This is a genomic window from Salinigranum salinum (genome assembly GCF_009176545.1).
In the GTDB taxonomy this organism is placed as follows: Archaea; Halobacteriota; Halobacteria; order Halobacteriales; family Haloferacaceae; genus Salinigranum; species Salinigranum salinum.
On sequence record NZ_VTOJ01000001.1, the window covers coordinates 1,677,866 to 1,690,532 of the forward strand.

Annotated in this window: 15 protein-coding genes; 9 read left to right on the top strand and 6 right to left on the bottom strand. The window is 67.7% G+C overall.

What is annotated here, in order from left to right; translation table 11 throughout:
* Positions 1 to 252: 252 nt before the first annotated feature.
* The gene (locus FZP69_RS07995) at positions 253 to 483 is read left to right on the top strand and encodes a hypothetical protein (RefSeq protein ID WP_152040797.1); all 231 of its coding nucleotides are present in this window, start codon (positions 253 to 255) and stop codon (positions 481 to 483) included.
* 84 nt (positions 484 to 567) lie between these two features.
* Here FZP69_RS07995 and FZP69_RS08000 read toward each other — a convergent pair whose 3' ends face one another.
* The 5 genes from FZP69_RS08000 to pepF all read right to left on the bottom strand — a co-directional run bounded on the left by FZP69_RS08000 (position 568) and on the right by pepF (position 5,262).
* On the bottom strand, positions 568 to 954 hold the full coding sequence (locus FZP69_RS08000; RefSeq protein ID WP_152040798.1) for a DUF5811 family protein: 387 nt from the start codon (positions 952 to 954) through the stop codon (positions 568 to 570).
* Positions 955 to 1,032: 78 nt separating this feature from the next.
* Positions 1,033 to 1,527 (bottom strand): pyruvoyl-dependent arginine decarboxylase, encoded by a 495-nt coding sequence (locus tag FZP69_RS08005; RefSeq protein ID WP_152040799.1) that lies wholly within the window; start codon positions 1,525 to 1,527, stop codon positions 1,033 to 1,035.
* A gap of 254 nt (positions 1,528 to 1,781) precedes the next feature.
* Positions 1,782 to 1,910: a hypothetical protein gene (locus FZP69_RS23215; protein ID WP_275689348.1), complete on the bottom strand. Its 129-nt coding sequence runs from the start codon at positions 1,908 to 1,910 to the stop codon at positions 1,782 to 1,784.
* A gap of 235 nt (positions 1,911 to 2,145) precedes the next feature.
* Complete coding sequence (pan2, locus tag FZP69_RS08010; RefSeq protein ID WP_152040800.1) at positions 2,146 to 3,369, bottom strand: proteasome-activating nucleotidase Pan2; 1,224 nt, start codon at positions 3,367 to 3,369, stop codon at positions 2,146 to 2,148.
* A gap of 102 nt (positions 3,370 to 3,471) precedes the next feature.
* Positions 3,472 to 5,262, bottom strand: a complete 1,791-nt coding sequence (gene pepF, locus FZP69_RS08015; RefSeq protein WP_152040801.1) for an oligoendopeptidase F — start codon at positions 5,260 to 5,262, stop codon at positions 3,472 to 3,474.
* 291 nt (positions 5,263 to 5,553) lie between these two features.
* Here pepF and FZP69_RS08020 point away from each other — a divergent pair, with 291 nt between their 5' ends.
* From FZP69_RS08020 to FZP69_RS08050, 7 genes are all read left to right on the top strand, one after another.
* The gene (locus FZP69_RS08020; RefSeq protein ID WP_152040802.1) at positions 5,554 to 6,267 is read left to right on the top strand and encodes an RNA 2'-phosphotransferase; all 714 of its coding nucleotides are present in this window, start codon (positions 5,554 to 5,556) and stop codon (positions 6,265 to 6,267) included.
* Between the two features lie 29 nt (positions 6,268 to 6,296).
* On the top strand, positions 6,297 to 7,559 hold the full coding sequence (locus FZP69_RS08025; RefSeq protein WP_152040803.1) for a magnesium transporter: 1,263 nt from the start codon (positions 6,297 to 6,299) through the stop codon (positions 7,557 to 7,559).
* Between the two features lie 62 nt (positions 7,560 to 7,621).
* Positions 7,622 to 7,993, top strand: coding sequence for a universal stress protein (locus FZP69_RS08030; protein ID WP_152040804.1), 372 nt, complete (start codon positions 7,622 to 7,624; stop codon positions 7,991 to 7,993).
* Positions 7,990 to 8,520, top strand: a complete 531-nt coding sequence (locus FZP69_RS08035) for a GNAT family N-acetyltransferase (protein WP_152040805.1) — start codon at positions 7,990 to 7,992, stop codon at positions 8,518 to 8,520. The genes FZP69_RS08030 and FZP69_RS08035 overlap by 4 nt, the downstream gene beginning before the upstream one ends.
* A gap of 79 nt (positions 8,521 to 8,599) precedes the next feature.
* A complete protein-coding gene (locus FZP69_RS08040) occupies positions 8,600 to 9,379 on the top strand; it encodes a hypothetical protein (RefSeq protein ID WP_152040806.1) in 780 nt (259 codons plus the stop codon).
* A gap of 112 nt (positions 9,380 to 9,491) precedes the next feature.
* Positions 9,492 to 11,057, top strand: coding sequence for a trypsin-like peptidase domain-containing protein (locus FZP69_RS08045; RefSeq protein ID WP_152040807.1), 1,566 nt, complete (start codon positions 9,492 to 9,494; stop codon positions 11,055 to 11,057).
* A 98-nt stretch (positions 11,058 to 11,155) separates the two neighbouring features.
* The gene (locus tag FZP69_RS08050) at positions 11,156 to 11,506 is read left to right on the top strand and encodes a DUF7853 family protein (protein ID WP_152040808.1); all 351 of its coding nucleotides are present in this window, start codon (positions 11,156 to 11,158) and stop codon (positions 11,504 to 11,506) included.
* A 37-nt stretch (positions 11,507 to 11,543) separates the two neighbouring features.
* On the opposite strand, the gene FZP69_RS08055 is transcribed toward FZP69_RS08050, so the two are convergent.
* On the bottom strand, positions 11,544 to 12,008 hold the full coding sequence (locus tag FZP69_RS08055) for a universal stress protein (RefSeq protein ID WP_152040809.1): 465 nt from the start codon (positions 12,006 to 12,008) through the stop codon (positions 11,544 to 11,546).
* Between the two features lie 173 nt (positions 12,009 to 12,181).
* Here FZP69_RS08055 and FZP69_RS08060 point away from each other — a divergent pair, with 173 nt between their 5' ends.
* The gene (locus FZP69_RS08060; protein ID WP_192918506.1) at positions 12,182 to 12,619 is read left to right on the top strand and encodes a universal stress protein; all 438 of its coding nucleotides are present in this window, start codon (positions 12,182 to 12,184) and stop codon (positions 12,617 to 12,619) included.
* Positions 12,620 to 12,667: the final 48 nt, after the last annotated feature.

Below are 12,667 nucleotides of genomic sequence, written 5' to 3' on the forward strand. Positions count from 1 at the left end.
TCGACGACCCGGAGTCGCTCTCGCGTATCGAGCGAGCCACTCGGTACGTGTCTCGGCTGTGATTCGTAGCGCCTCTCGAGCCTCCACGTCACCTCCCGGACCGGCGCCGTGGATAGTACGTCACCGATAACTTATGAGGATTCATTCGGGCAATTCGACCGAATTAGTGGAGATTCACGAGCAGACTTTGAACGAACCTCCTCACAAATTTTTAGTCGGGATACTCCGTAGGAAGGAACGAGGTGAGATCGTATGAGCACGCGAACCGCCCACGGAACCCGTCTCGACGACAGCCGCCGTCCCTCACGGTACGACCTGTTCCTCGCTCTCCTCCCGGTGCCGCTCCTGTTCGGGCTGGTCGGGGGGACCCTGACGTCGGTGCCGCTGTCGACTGGTGCCGGACTCGGCTCCCTCCCCTCGGCGGTCCTGCTCGCCTACGGCCTGTTCGTCGACGGGCCCTCGACGCCCGGTGACGACGGCTGACTGCCGACTCGATTTCACGCCACGGCTGACCGTTCGATCGCAGTCGCTGTTCGTGTCCCGAGAACCCGCGAGTGAGGAGAACGGTTACCGCGCGGTCGGGGTCAGATCGTCACCGACGGTCGACATCACCTGGAAGGCGGCCGACGCCGCGAGACCGCGGGCGACTTCCGTACAGTCCTCTGCGGAGAGGCCCGACTCCAGGTCCTCGGCGTCGGGCGTGAGCCCGGCACTGACCGGGTGGCCGACCGGCGGATGGACGGCGACGGTCGCGCGCGGACCGCCGGAGCCGTTCGACAACTCCGACCCGATGGCGTAGCTGTCGGGCAGGTAGGTCCGCGTCTCCGCGACGATGCCGGCGACGGCCTTCCGGAGCCGCTGTACCTCCGCAGTCGAGAGGTCGTCGACGTCGGACGAGGGTTGTCCCGCGCCGACCACGCCAGGAGCACCCGCGTAGGGGTTGTTTCCGTTCATCAGACACGCCCAGTACGGGAAGCGCCCGCAAAAAGCCGTCGGAGACGGAGATACCCGCGGGATCAGAACAGTCTCGTCTCACAGGATCGGCTCGCTCTCGCCGTAGACGGCGAGAGTGACGGCCGTCGTGTAACGGTCACCTTCGTCGGCCCTCTCGTCGGGCACGTCGGCCGTGGCGACCGCGACGTCCTCGGCTTCGAACGTCCAGTCGCGCAGCTGTCGCCCCTCGGCGAGTCCGTGGGCGATCGTCTCGCGGACCGTCTCGGGATCCGCGGCCGTCGCCTCGTAGAAGAGCCCGGGGCCGGGGCCGACGGTCCAGCCGACGCCCGCACAGACCCGATCGGCAGTCCCGGCCGTGACCGTCGCGCGCGATTCGACGACCGTCAGCCGGTTTCCCGCGGGGCCGAGGTCGGGCGCGGTGTCGACCTGCTCGACGGTCGCATCCGCCGGGATGACCGACGAGACCGCGACGAGGTTGTAGTTGTGGACGTTCGCCTCGGCGAGGGCGGCGTCGTACGAGGCCATCGCCGTCCCGGCGTTGGCGACGCCACGGACGACGTAGATGGTGCTCATCTGTCGGAGAAGGGTGGCGCGGGGAATAATGGGTTACGATACGAGAGTGTGTCGGACAACCGCGTGCCACCGTACCATCACGAACCGTCGTCACTGAGTGGGCCGAACAGAGGAGGCCAGTGAGGGCCCTCGTAGCGTTCCACGGTGGGGCCGTGAGCATGTCTCGAAACGGGGGAACACGCGGTCGTGAGGGCAGGGTCGCCGACGGTCCGTGTCCCGGATCGCTCGTGCGCGGTCGGACGCGGAGTCACACCTCAGTCGGCACTGTGCGTCGGGACGTACGTGCAGTTGAGACAGCCCCACGAGCCGTGGGCGAACACGACGTCACTCTCGCATCTGGGGCAGTGATATCCCGCCGTCGCGTCGTACTGGTCGGTTTTCATCGGAAGAAATCGAGGTGGTTCCACTACAAGAGCGTTCTTATAATATTGGAGATAGTGTACTAGGCGCCTTATATTCGTCTGTGTTACGCGGGATGGACCGTCCGAACACAACGCCGACGAACCGTCGACTACGGTCTCGGACGGGGTCGAACGGTCACGGAGAACGCGTCACGTCGGCCGATCGTCGAGAGGATCGACCCGATCGAACGAGCGGGCAGTGCCGGACGGTGACGGGTCAGTACTGGTAGTCGAGCCCCGGAATCTCGACGTTGTCGTCCTCGGCGAGCTTCTGTTTCGCGTCGACGAAGTCGGCGTGCGCCACCTCGGTTCGTCCGTCGCGGATAGCGAACATGCCGGCCTCGGTCGCGAGCGCGGCGATGTCCGCGCCACTGTAGTCGTCGAGGTCTTCCGCGATGGCGGCCGTATCGACGTCACCGGCGAGGCTCATCTCGCGGGTGTGGATCTCGAGGATCTTCGCCCGCCCCTCCGGGTCGGGGTTGGGAACCTCGATGAGGCGGTCGAACCGGCCCGGGCGGAGGATCGCCTCGTCCAGCATGTCGAAGCGGTTGGTCGCGGCGATGATGCGGATCTCGCCGCGCTCGTCGAAGCCGTCCATCTCGTTCAACAGCTGCATCATCGTCCGCTGGACCTCGGCGTCACCCGACGTCTTCGAGTCCGTGCGCTTCGAGGCGACGGCGTCGATCTCGTCGATGAAGATCACGGCGGGCTCGCGCTCCTGGGCGAGCTCGAAGAGGTCGCGAACGAGCCGGGAGCCCTCGCCGATGAACTTCCGGACGAGCTCGGAGCCGGCCATCTTGATGAACGTGGCGTCGGTGTGGTTCGCGACGGCCTTCGCGAGCATCGTCTTTCCCGTACCCGGGGGGCCGTGCAGGAGGACGCCCGACGGCGGGTCGATGCCCACCTCTCTGAACATTTCGGGGCGTTCGAGGGGATCCTCGACGGCCTCGCGGACCTCGCGGACCTGCTCGTCGATGCCGCCGATGTCGTCGTAGGTGACCTCCGGCGAGGCGTCGATCTCCATCGCCTGTGCGCGGGAGTCGGTCTCGTCGGAGAGGAGCGTCTGGATGGCGAACGAGTCGTTGATCGCCACGCGGTCGCCGGCCGCGACCTCGTCTTCGAGCCGTGGCGACACGCCGGTCAGGACCTCCTGGTTGTTGCCGTGTTGCTTGATGATGACGCCGTCGTCGGTCCACTCTTCGACCGTGGCGATGTACAGTGACGAGGACTTGAGCGTCTCGTTGCGCCGCTTGAGCGTGTCGACCTCCGCCTTCAGCGCCTCGGTCTTCTCGTCGGCTTCGGCGAGGCGCTCGTCGAGTTCCTCGTTGACGGCGCGCATCCGCTCGTAGTGCTGTTTGATCGCCGAGAGCCGCTCCCCGTCGGACATCTCCGGGTCCAGATCGAGGCGCGGACGCTCGGGTAACGACGGACTCCGTGACATCAGTTGGCTCTCCTATGAACCCGGCATAAATGTGCCTTTGGGTCGCGGGGAACGTTCCTGAACCGATATGTTTTTGTCGACGAATGGCGTGGCCCGGACGACTCAGAGCAGCGAGGCCGCCTCGTCGAGGTAGTCGCCGTAGACGGCCAGCGCGCTCTCGATGGGAGCCGGTTCGGTCAGATCGACGCCCGCCGTCCGGAGAACCTCGAGGGGGTACTCCCGCCCACCCAGACGGAGGGCATCGCGGTACGCCGTCGCCGCGGGTTCGCCCTCGTCGAGGATGCGTTCGACGATGGCGACCGCCGCGGAGATCCCGGTCGCGTACTGGTAGACGTAGAAATTGTAGTAGAAGTGAGGGATGCGCATCCACTCGCGCTCGATCCGCTCGTCGATCACGGCGGGTTCGTAGAACTCCTCTTTCAGTTGGCCGTAGATCGAGTCGAGCCGGTCGGGGGTGAGCGCGCCGTCGTCTTCGATCACCTCGTGGATGCGGAGTTCGAAGTCGGCGAACATCGTCTGGCGGTAGAGCGTCGACCGGAACCGCTCGAGGTACTGGTCGAGGACGTGCATCCTGAACTCGGGGTCGTCGACCGTCTCGAGCAGGTGGTGCGTCAACAGTGTCTCGTTGACCGTCGACGCGACCTCGGCGGTGAAGATGTCGTAGCTCGCGTACTGCCACGGCTGGCTCTCGTTGGCGAGTTCGGAGTGCATCGAGTGGCCCAGCTCGTGGGCGAGTGTGAACATCGACTCGACGTCGTCCTGGTAGTTCATCATGATGAACGGCTGGGTGTCGTACGTCCCCGCGGAGAACGCGCCCGACCGTTTGCCGCGGTTCTCGTACACGTCGACCCACCGCGAGTCGAGCCCCTCCGCCATCCGCTCGGCGTACTCGCTTCCCAGCGGAGCGACGGCCCCGGTGATGTACTCGGCCGCTTGCTCGTACTCGACGGTGGGCGACTCCTCACCCGTGAGCGAGACGTACAGGTCCCACGTCCGCAGCTCGTCGAGGTCGTGGGCGTCGCGCTTCAGTTCGGCGTGGTGGTGGAGGTGGTGGAGGTGGCTGTGGACCGTGTCGAGCAGGGTGTCGTACACCGCGACCGGGACGTTGGGCCCGTCGAGTGCGGCCTCGCGGGCCGTGTCGTAGTCGCGTACCTGCGCCATCTTGACGTCCTTCGTGACGCTGTTCTTGAGCGCCGCCCCGACCGTGTTGCGGACCTCCTCCCACCGGTCGTAGAACTCCTCGTGGACCTGCCGTCGGAAGTAGCGGTCGGGGTGTTTCTGGAGCTTCGTGAAGTTCGACTGCGTGATCTCGACCGCCTCACCCTCGGGGTTCTCCACGGTGGGAAACTCCATGTCGGCGTTCGTGAGCATCGAGTAGACGTCGCTCGCCGCGCCCGTGATCTCCGAGAGGTCCGCGAGGAGCTCCTCGACCTCCGTCGAGCGGGTGTGCGGCTTCATCCGGAGCACGTCGTCGAGGTAGTGGTCGTACGCCTCCAGGCCGGGTTCGTCGTCGACGAGCTCTCGCACCTCCTCGCGAGAGAGCGCCTGGAGCTCGGGTTCGACGTACGAGACGGCGCTCTGCGCCTCGGCCGAGAGCGACTGCGCCCGCGCGGAGAGCGCCTGGAACTCCTGGTTCCGGGTGTCCTCGGCCGAGCGGAGGTTGGCGTACGAGACCACCTTCGAGAGCTCCCGCATCACCTCCTCCTCCAGTTCGAGCACCGCCAGGAGCGTCTCGCCGTCCTCGGTGACCTGTCCCTCGAACTCCCGCAGTTCGGGGATCCGTTGCTTGACGTCGGCGAACGCCGCCTCCCAGTCCTCGTCCGACGCGTAGACCGAGTCGAGGTCCCACTTGTACTCGGCTGCGATCTCCGACCGTTCGGGAACCGAACTCATGGACGGGGGGAAGGGGGCGGTCGTCGTAAGGCTGTCCCTGCGGCAGCGGTGAGGTCGGTCGCTCGACGACCACCAGAGCGCGTCGTCCAGTGAATCCTCGGGCATCGCCCGGTGACCCCTCGGGCGTCGAGGTGGCCACGACCCGGTTCGTCGACGAGTTGCCGGCGAGCCGACCGGAGAGAGGCTCCATCCGGATAGAGAGGCACAGGGATCCGACCGCGCCCGCCGGGTCGCCCTCGCCGTCTCACGGGAGGGAAACGTACACCTGCGTCGACCGCCGAACCACGGGTGATGACCGAACCGGTGTTCGAGTGCGCCACGCACGGCTACTACGCACGCGCGGCCGACGACCGGGACCCGCCCGCCTGTCCCGCGTGTGACGGCGACGGTGACCGAATCCTCGACGGCCACCGCCGAAGGCGGCTCTCCACGTTCTGCTCGGGCGCGCTCCGGCACTTCCCCGACGACGCCGGCCTGACGCTCGACGCGGGCGGGTGGACCGCCCTGACGGAACTCGTCGCGTGCGCCGAGCGACAGTACGGCTGGGCCGACGACCGCGCGGTCGGAGCGGTCGTCGCGACGGACCCGAAGGGACGGTTCGAGCGCCGCGAGCGCGGCGACCGGGTCGAGATCCGGGCGGCGTACGGCCACTCGATCGCGGTCGATCTCGACGCCGGACGGAGAGACGACGTATCCGGCGACCGTGAGACCGAGACGCAGGACGACCTCCCCGAGACGCTCTACCACGGCACCGCACCCCGAAATCTCGACGCGATCCTCGACGAGGGGCTGAAACCGATGGGACGGCAGACGGTCCACCTCTCGGGCGGCCGAGAGACCGCCAGAACGGTCGGACAGCGCCACGCAGACGGGGACCCGGTCGTGCTCGCCGTCGACGTCCGTGAGCTGACGGCTGCCGGGTTCGACGTTCGAAAACGCGGCGTCGACACGTACACGGCCGAGCGTGTCCCGCCCGAGTGCCTCACGCGTTCCCCAAACGTTTAGTCGACAGTCGCACCTCTCGGAGGCGAACCATGTCGATCACGTCGGAGGCGCTGCAGGACGCCGGACGGGCGATTGCCACCTCCCAGACCCCCTCCAAGGAGTTCCGGCACCTCTCGCGGGCACACCAGCGGGAGTTGTTCTTCCGGCTCCCGGAGTCGGTTCAGGAGACGCTCGTCGTGGACATGAGCCCGACCCAGCTGAAGCAGTTCGTCCGGCGACTCGACCCCGACGAGGCGACCGACGTGCTCGGCTTCGCCGACGAGGAGACACGAGCAACCGTCCTGCGTCGACTCGACGAGGATCGCCGCGAGAAGATCGAGTTCCTCCTGGAGTTCAGTCCCGAGACCGCCGCCGGACACATGAATATCGACTACGTGACCGTCGGGATCGAGCGGACGCTGGCCGAGATCGCCCAGCGGGTCCGTCGCTACGAGGATCGAACCGACCGGTTTCCGACGATCTTCGTGACCGACGGGGAGACGCTGCTCGGACAGCTACCCGGCGGGACCCTGGCGATGACCGACCGGGACGACGTCGACCTCCGCGACCACGTCATCGAGACGCCGACCGTGAGATACGACAGCCCGGACACCGACGTCGTCGACGTGTTCCGGTCGAACCCCGAGCGGTCGGTCGCGGTGCTGGATGACGACGGGACCATCCTCGGTGTGATCTACGCCGGCGACCTCCTCGGCGTCATCGAGGAGGTGGCGGGGGAGACCCTCTACGAGTTCACGGGCGTTCAGGAGGAGGAGAGCGTCCTCGACGGTCCACTCGTGAAGATCCGGAGTCGATACAAGTGGCTCATCATCAACCTCGGGACGGCCTTCCTCGCGGCGGCCGTCGTCGGCCTGTTCGAGGACACCATCGCGGCGTTCACCCTCCTCGCGGTGTACATGCCGGTCGTCGCCGGGATGGGTGGCAACGCCGGCACCCAGTCGATGGCCGTCACGGTCCGGGGTATCGCGCTCGGTCAGGTGTCGCTGCCGACGGGCGGGCGCGCCGTCTTCAACGAGGTCGTCGCGGGCGCGGCCAACGGCGCGATCACCGGCGTCCTCGTCGCGGTCATCGCCACGGTGTTCAACCAGAGCCCCCTGCTGGGCGCGGTACTCGGCGTGTCGATGGTGCTGAACCTCGTCATCGCCGGCTTCTTCGGGACCCTCATCCCGCTGGTGCTGAGCCGGGTCGGCAAGGACCCCGCGACGTCGGCGACCATCTTCATCACCACCGCGACCGACGTGCTCGGCTTCCTCGTCTTCCTCGGACTGGCACAGGTCGCACTCGGGCTCTGAGTGCGCGTGACACACACGACGAAGCCCGCGGGTTTTTCTCCCGGCCCGCCGACTCCCCGCGTATGAAGGTGCTCTTGGGAGTCGGCGGAACGGATCACTCGATGGCGGCACTGGAGCAGACCGTCGCCCGGGCGGTCGACGCCGGCGACGACCTCACCGTCGGAATCGTCGACAACCCCGCCGCGGAGCTCTCGCGGGAGGCGGTCGAAGCGCGTGTTCGCGAGGTGCTCGACGAGGCCGGACTGGACGCCGAGATCCGCCACCTCGAGGGCGACCCCGGGAGCGAGCTCGTCCACCTCAGCGAGGCGGAGGAGTTCGACAAGATCGTGCTCGGCGGCGGCGAGACGAGCCCGATGGGGAAAATCAAGATCGGCTCCATTGCCGAGTTCGTCCTCCTGAACTCCCACGTGACGGTGTCGCTGGTGCGACGATGAGCGACCGGACCTACCCCGACGACCCGGCGGAGTCGTTCGAGGCACCCCCGCTCACGTTCGAGGACTACGAGGAGCGCGAGATCGAGATCCGGCCGTACGACGGGAGCGACGCGGAGGAGGAGGCACTCGTCGAGATGTACGAGGCGTTCGACCCGGCCGATCGCGCCCAGGGGATCCCGCCCGGGAAGGAAGAACGCATCCGTGCGTGGCTTTCGAACATCCTCACGGAGGACTGTCTGAACGTGATCGCGTGGGACGGCGAGACCGCTGCCGGCCACGCGACGCTCGTTCCGGACGACGACGCGTACGAACTCGCCATCTTCGTCCTCCAGGCGTACCAGCGGTCGGGGATCGGCACGCGGCTCATGCACGCGCTGCTCGGCTACGGCCGTGCAGAGGGCGTCGAGAAGGTGTGGCTCACGGTCGAGCGGTGGAACCACCCCGCGGTGAACCTCTACCAGCAGACGGGGTTCGAGACGAGCAACGCCGAGAGCTTCGAGCTCGAGATGACGATCCGACTGCGCTGAGCCGGAGTCCCTGCGGACACCGTCGACCGACCGGACCGCGACCGCAACAACCGTACCGCTGGTCGTTCTCCGTCCACGCATGACCGACGAGCGACAGGCGACGTTCGGAGCCGACGGGAGTCTCGACACGGAGACGCCGCCGGAGGCACGCGAGGGAACAACCGACAGGGGCGAGCAGAAGGACGAACACGAGACGAACGGCGGCTACAACCGCTACGACGTCTCGAGCCTCCTCCAGAAGGCCGTCCGCCGATCCGACGAGCGGGTGGCGGCGTGGGCGGCGTGGGAGCTCGCCCGGTCGGGCTACGCGTGGCACCTCTGGGACCGGCTGAACCTGTACGTGGTCGAGGACCTCCGCGCCGGGCAGGACGTCGCGCTCCTCGTCGAACGCTACGAACACCTCGCCACCGATCGGTGGGACCCCGACTCGTGGGAGGGGCGACTCTGTGCGATCCACGGCGCGCTCGCGTGTGCCCGTGCCCGCTCGTCACGCGAGGCCGCCAACGCGGACGAGTGTTTCCGGCGGATCGCCGACGTGCGAGCCGAGGCGGCCGAGGCGAACGAGGAGCCGTCGGTCGACTTCCCCGTCGGCGATCTCGAACCCGGCGGCCGGTTCGACGTGATCTTCGATCAGCACACGGGCGAGGGCGCGCGTCGGGGGAGGGGGACACGCTTCTTCAAGACGCACGGGGCCCGCGTGGGTCCCGAGGCGGACGGCGCGGAGAGTCGCCGGTGGCAGCGGCTGGCGATGGTACTCTCCGACGTCGACTACTCGGACGAGGAACTCGACCGCGCGCTGTCGCCGGTGTCGGCCGACGATCCGTGGAGCGACCCCGACGAGGACGACCTGCAGGGGTGACGGCGGGACCGACTCGGTGACGGGCTCACGCCACATATATCCACTTTTTCTGATTTTCAAACTACAAAGACAGTGTAACAAGGGTTAAGATTTGACGTGTCGTACATCTCTCATGAGTGAGGGATTGGCGGTTACGCGACGAGACGTGCTCAGAACCATCCCCGCCGCGGTCGCCGTCGGACTCGCCGGCTGCACCGGGTCGGGGAACGGTGGCGGGTCGGGCGGGTCCGCGGCCGATCAGCCGGGGACGATCACCCGCGTGTCACAGCTGGACCGGGCGGCGATCGTCCACATCCAGGCGCTGGTGAGCGGGACCGCCGTGTGGCCGTCGTACACGCTCGTCGACGCGGCAGCGGCGGCGGCCGCGGCCAACAGCGGGACCGTCGTCGGAACCTGGCAGACCGCCGGTGAGACGGTGACGTTCACCCCGGACGGTCAGTTCAGCGGGACGAACGCGCAAGTCGGCGCGTTCAGCGGGCTGTACAGCGTCCAGGGGTCCGTACTCCTCCTCCAGTACCAGGCGCCGGTCGTCACGACGTCGCAGGTCCAGTACGCGGTCTCGGGCGACGGGCTCCAGATCACCGGCGCGGACGGAATCACGTACGGGTACCAGCGGGTCGGCGGACAGACCGCGGGCGCCAGCAGCGCGACCGACGGCGACATCGTCTCGCAGATCGCGAACCTCCAGGTGGTGAAAGACACCAGTCAGACCGGCCGACTCGAACAGCGCGAGGTGCGGACCGGGGGGAGCGGAACCGGGTTCATCGTCTCCCCGGACGGGTACATCGTGACGAACGCCCACGTCGTCCTCACCGGCCAGGACTTCCAGCAGATGTTGCTCCAGCGGCTCGCCGGCGAGTTCCGTCAGGAACTGCTGCAGGACGCGTCGGCGTACTACCGGATCCCCGAGGGGCAACGCGACCAGATCGTCGAGATCCTCTTCAGCAAGGTGTTGAACTACTTCCTGCAGGAGGGACAGATCAGGGGAGCCAAACGCGACGTGTTCGTGCTGAACGGCGTCGGGGCACCGGGCGATAACCTCCAGGTCCGCGCGTGGCCGGCCGACATCCGGCGGGAGGGAACGGTGATGCAGGACATCGGCGGGCAGCCGACGTGGGGACGCGACATCGCCATCATCAAGGTCGAACGGGACAACCTCTCGTCGGTCACGGTGGGCGACTCCGACACGGTCGAGGTCGGACAGGAAGTGTTCATCATCGGCTACCCCGCGTTCGTGCTGGAGCAGTTCTTCAACCCGGACGAGACGCTCGAACCGACCGTCACTCGGGGAGTCGTGAGTGCGCGCCGCACGCTGGGGACCGGTATCGAAGCCATCCAGACGGACGCCGCGATCAACTCCGGCAACAGTGGCGGTCCCGTCTACAACATGGACGGCGAGGTGATCGGCATCGCGACGTTCGGAGCCGGCCCCGAACGGGGGATCGAGGCGATCAAGTTCGCGCTCCCCGTCAACCTCGCGGTCGAGTTCCTCCGCGAACTCAACGTCGAGAACACTTCGGGCGAGATGGACCAGAAGTACGAGGAGGCGCTCGCCGCCTACTGGCGGGGCGACTGCGACCGGGCGACGACGCTGCTCGAAGACGTCCAGGCGCTGTACCCCGGTCACCCCTACGCGCAGGACTACATCAACGAGTGCAAGCTCGCGTCCGCGAACTGAGGGTCGCCGACTGACGACCACCGGATCGCGGTCGGCCCCGTGTGACAGCCGGTACCATGGATTTAGTAGCGACCGGTCCGAACCGGAGAGCCGAAGCCATGGTCGAGAGACACCCCCCTGCCCCCGTGGAGTCGCTGGTGCTCTCCCGCGAGCAGCGGTGGACGCTCCACCACGTCCTGCTCGACTGGCTCGGCCGCGAGACGGCGGCCACGAGCGACCACGGCTCCGCGGCCACGAGCGAGATCGAGCGGGCGTTCGCGGAGCTCGACGCCGGGGGGTGCGAGTTTACGCACGCTGAACTCCAGGCGGTCCAGGACGTGCTCGCGAGCTACCACCACAGCCCGACGTGGTGGGAGGTCGAGCGGTCGCGGCTCGAAGGACTCCTGCACGAGGTGTCGGCACGGCTCGCGGGGAGCGACGACCGTCGCATCGGTGGCGGTGACGACTGAGACGGGGCGCGGCAGAACGTCGTCTCCGTCCGCGTTCTCAGACCGAGAGCACTGGCTGGGAGGCGTACAGGAGGACGTACTCGGCGGCCTTCTCCAGGACCTCCCCGGGGTCGCCGGAGACGGGTTGGCGGGGGACGACGAGGAAGTCCGCGTCGAGTTCCTCGGCGGTGTCGAGGATCGCGCTCCCGGGGTGGCGGGTCTTCACGCGCGTCGAGAAGCCGAACGCGGTCGAGTGCGAGATGTGGATTCCCTTCCCGGTGGCGTAGTCGGCGACGCGGTCCATGAACGCCTCGTGTTCGCCGGCGACGCTGTCCTCGTCGATCGTCCCGTCCTCGATCGCGCGGACGACCTCCTCGCCGAGGAGGTAGACGGCGTGGACCGAGGCGTCGTACTCGGCGGCGATGGAGACGGCGTACTCGACGGCGAGCGCCGACTCCTCGCTCCCGTCGACGGGGACGAGCACGAGCTCGACGTCGAGCGGGCCCGACTGCGCGTGTTCCATGCGTGGGGGTGTGGCGGCCGATGGCAAAAACCCGTCGCCTCCGCGGGTGTGGACGCGGCGTGTCGTGGGCCGAGAACGCGGTGTCCGACCGTCCCGGAAGGTGTCGGGAAGACCGCCACCGACGACGGCGGTGCCACGCGGGATTTATGTCGTCCCCGTCGGAACCCCGGGACATGTTCGAGACCATCGTCGTCGCGACCGACGGCTCCGAGAGCGTCCAGCGGGCCGTCGACGTGGCGCTCGACCTCGCCCGGCGGTTCGACGCGGAGGTACACGCCATCTCGATCGTCGACACGGACGAGGTCGACTCGTCGCCCGATCGCCTCCACGAGGAGATGGAGACGGCGCTGAAGGAGGGAGCCGAGGAGGCGCTGGCGGACGTGCGGGCGTCGACGGACCTCGACGTGACGACGTCGGTCCGCGTGGGGCGTCCAGCGACGGAGATCCGCGAGTACGCCGAAGCCCACGACGCCGACCTCGTCGCGATGGGCACGCGAGGCAGGCACGGCGAGAACCGGTTCCTCCTCGGGAGCGTCGCGGAGCGGGTCGTCCGGACGTGTCCCATGCCGGTGCTGACGGTCAGACAGCTGGCCGAAGACGAGACCCTATAAGCGCACGACTGCGCGGCACGGAAGGCCACCCTTTTCCGGAGTCGACCC

What these genes read in the sequence shown, in the direction of transcription:
- FZP69_RS08025 (WP_152040803.1), top strand. Translation starts at nt 6,297, where the DNA reads ATGTCGATCACGTCGGAGGCGCTGCAGGACGCCGGACGGGCGATTGCC.
- FZP69_RS08055 (WP_152040809.1), bottom strand. Translation starts at nt 12,008, where the DNA reads ATGGAACACGCGCAGTCGGGCCCGCTCGACGTCGAGCTCGTGCTCGTC.
- pan2 (WP_152040800.1), bottom strand. Translation starts at nt 3,369, where the DNA reads ATGTCACGGAGTCCGTCGTTACCCGAGCGTCCGCGCCTCGATCTGGAC.
- FZP69_RS08060 (WP_192918506.1), top strand. Translation starts at nt 12,182, where the DNA reads ATGTTCGAGACCATCGTCGTCGCGACCGACGGCTCCGAGAGCGTCCAG.
- FZP69_RS08050 (WP_152040808.1), top strand. Translation starts at nt 11,156, where the DNA reads ATGGTCGAGAGACACCCCCCTGCCCCCGTGGAGTCGCTGGTGCTCTCC.
- FZP69_RS08040 (WP_152040806.1), top strand. Translation starts at nt 8,600, where the DNA reads ATGACCGACGAGCGACAGGCGACGTTCGGAGCCGACGGGAGTCTCGAC.
- FZP69_RS08020 (WP_152040802.1), top strand. Translation starts at nt 5,554, where the DNA reads ATGACCGAACCGGTGTTCGAGTGCGCCACGCACGGCTACTACGCACGC.
- FZP69_RS08045 (WP_152040807.1), top strand. Translation starts at nt 9,492, where the DNA reads ATGAGTGAGGGATTGGCGGTTACGCGACGAGACGTGCTCAGAACCATC.
- FZP69_RS08035 (WP_152040805.1), top strand. Translation starts at nt 7,990, where the DNA reads ATGAGCGACCGGACCTACCCCGACGACCCGGCGGAGTCGTTCGAGGCA.
- FZP69_RS08000 (WP_152040798.1), bottom strand. Translation starts at nt 954, where the DNA reads ATGAACGGAAACAACCCCTACGCGGGTGCTCCTGGCGTGGTCGGCGCG.
- FZP69_RS08005 (WP_152040799.1), bottom strand. Translation starts at nt 1,527, where the DNA reads ATGAGCACCATCTACGTCGTCCGTGGCGTCGCCAACGCCGGGACGGCG.
- FZP69_RS08030 (WP_152040804.1), top strand. Translation starts at nt 7,622, where the DNA reads ATGAAGGTGCTCTTGGGAGTCGGCGGAACGGATCACTCGATGGCGGCA.
- pepF (WP_152040801.1), bottom strand. Translation starts at nt 5,262, where the DNA reads ATGAGTTCGGTTCCCGAACGGTCGGAGATCGCAGCCGAGTACAAGTGG.
- FZP69_RS07995 (WP_152040797.1), top strand. Translation starts at nt 253, where the DNA reads ATGAGCACGCGAACCGCCCACGGAACCCGTCTCGACGACAGCCGCCGT.
- FZP69_RS23215 (WP_275689348.1), bottom strand. Translation starts at nt 1,910, where the DNA reads ATGAAAACCGACCAGTACGACGCGACGGCGGGATATCACTGCCCCAGA.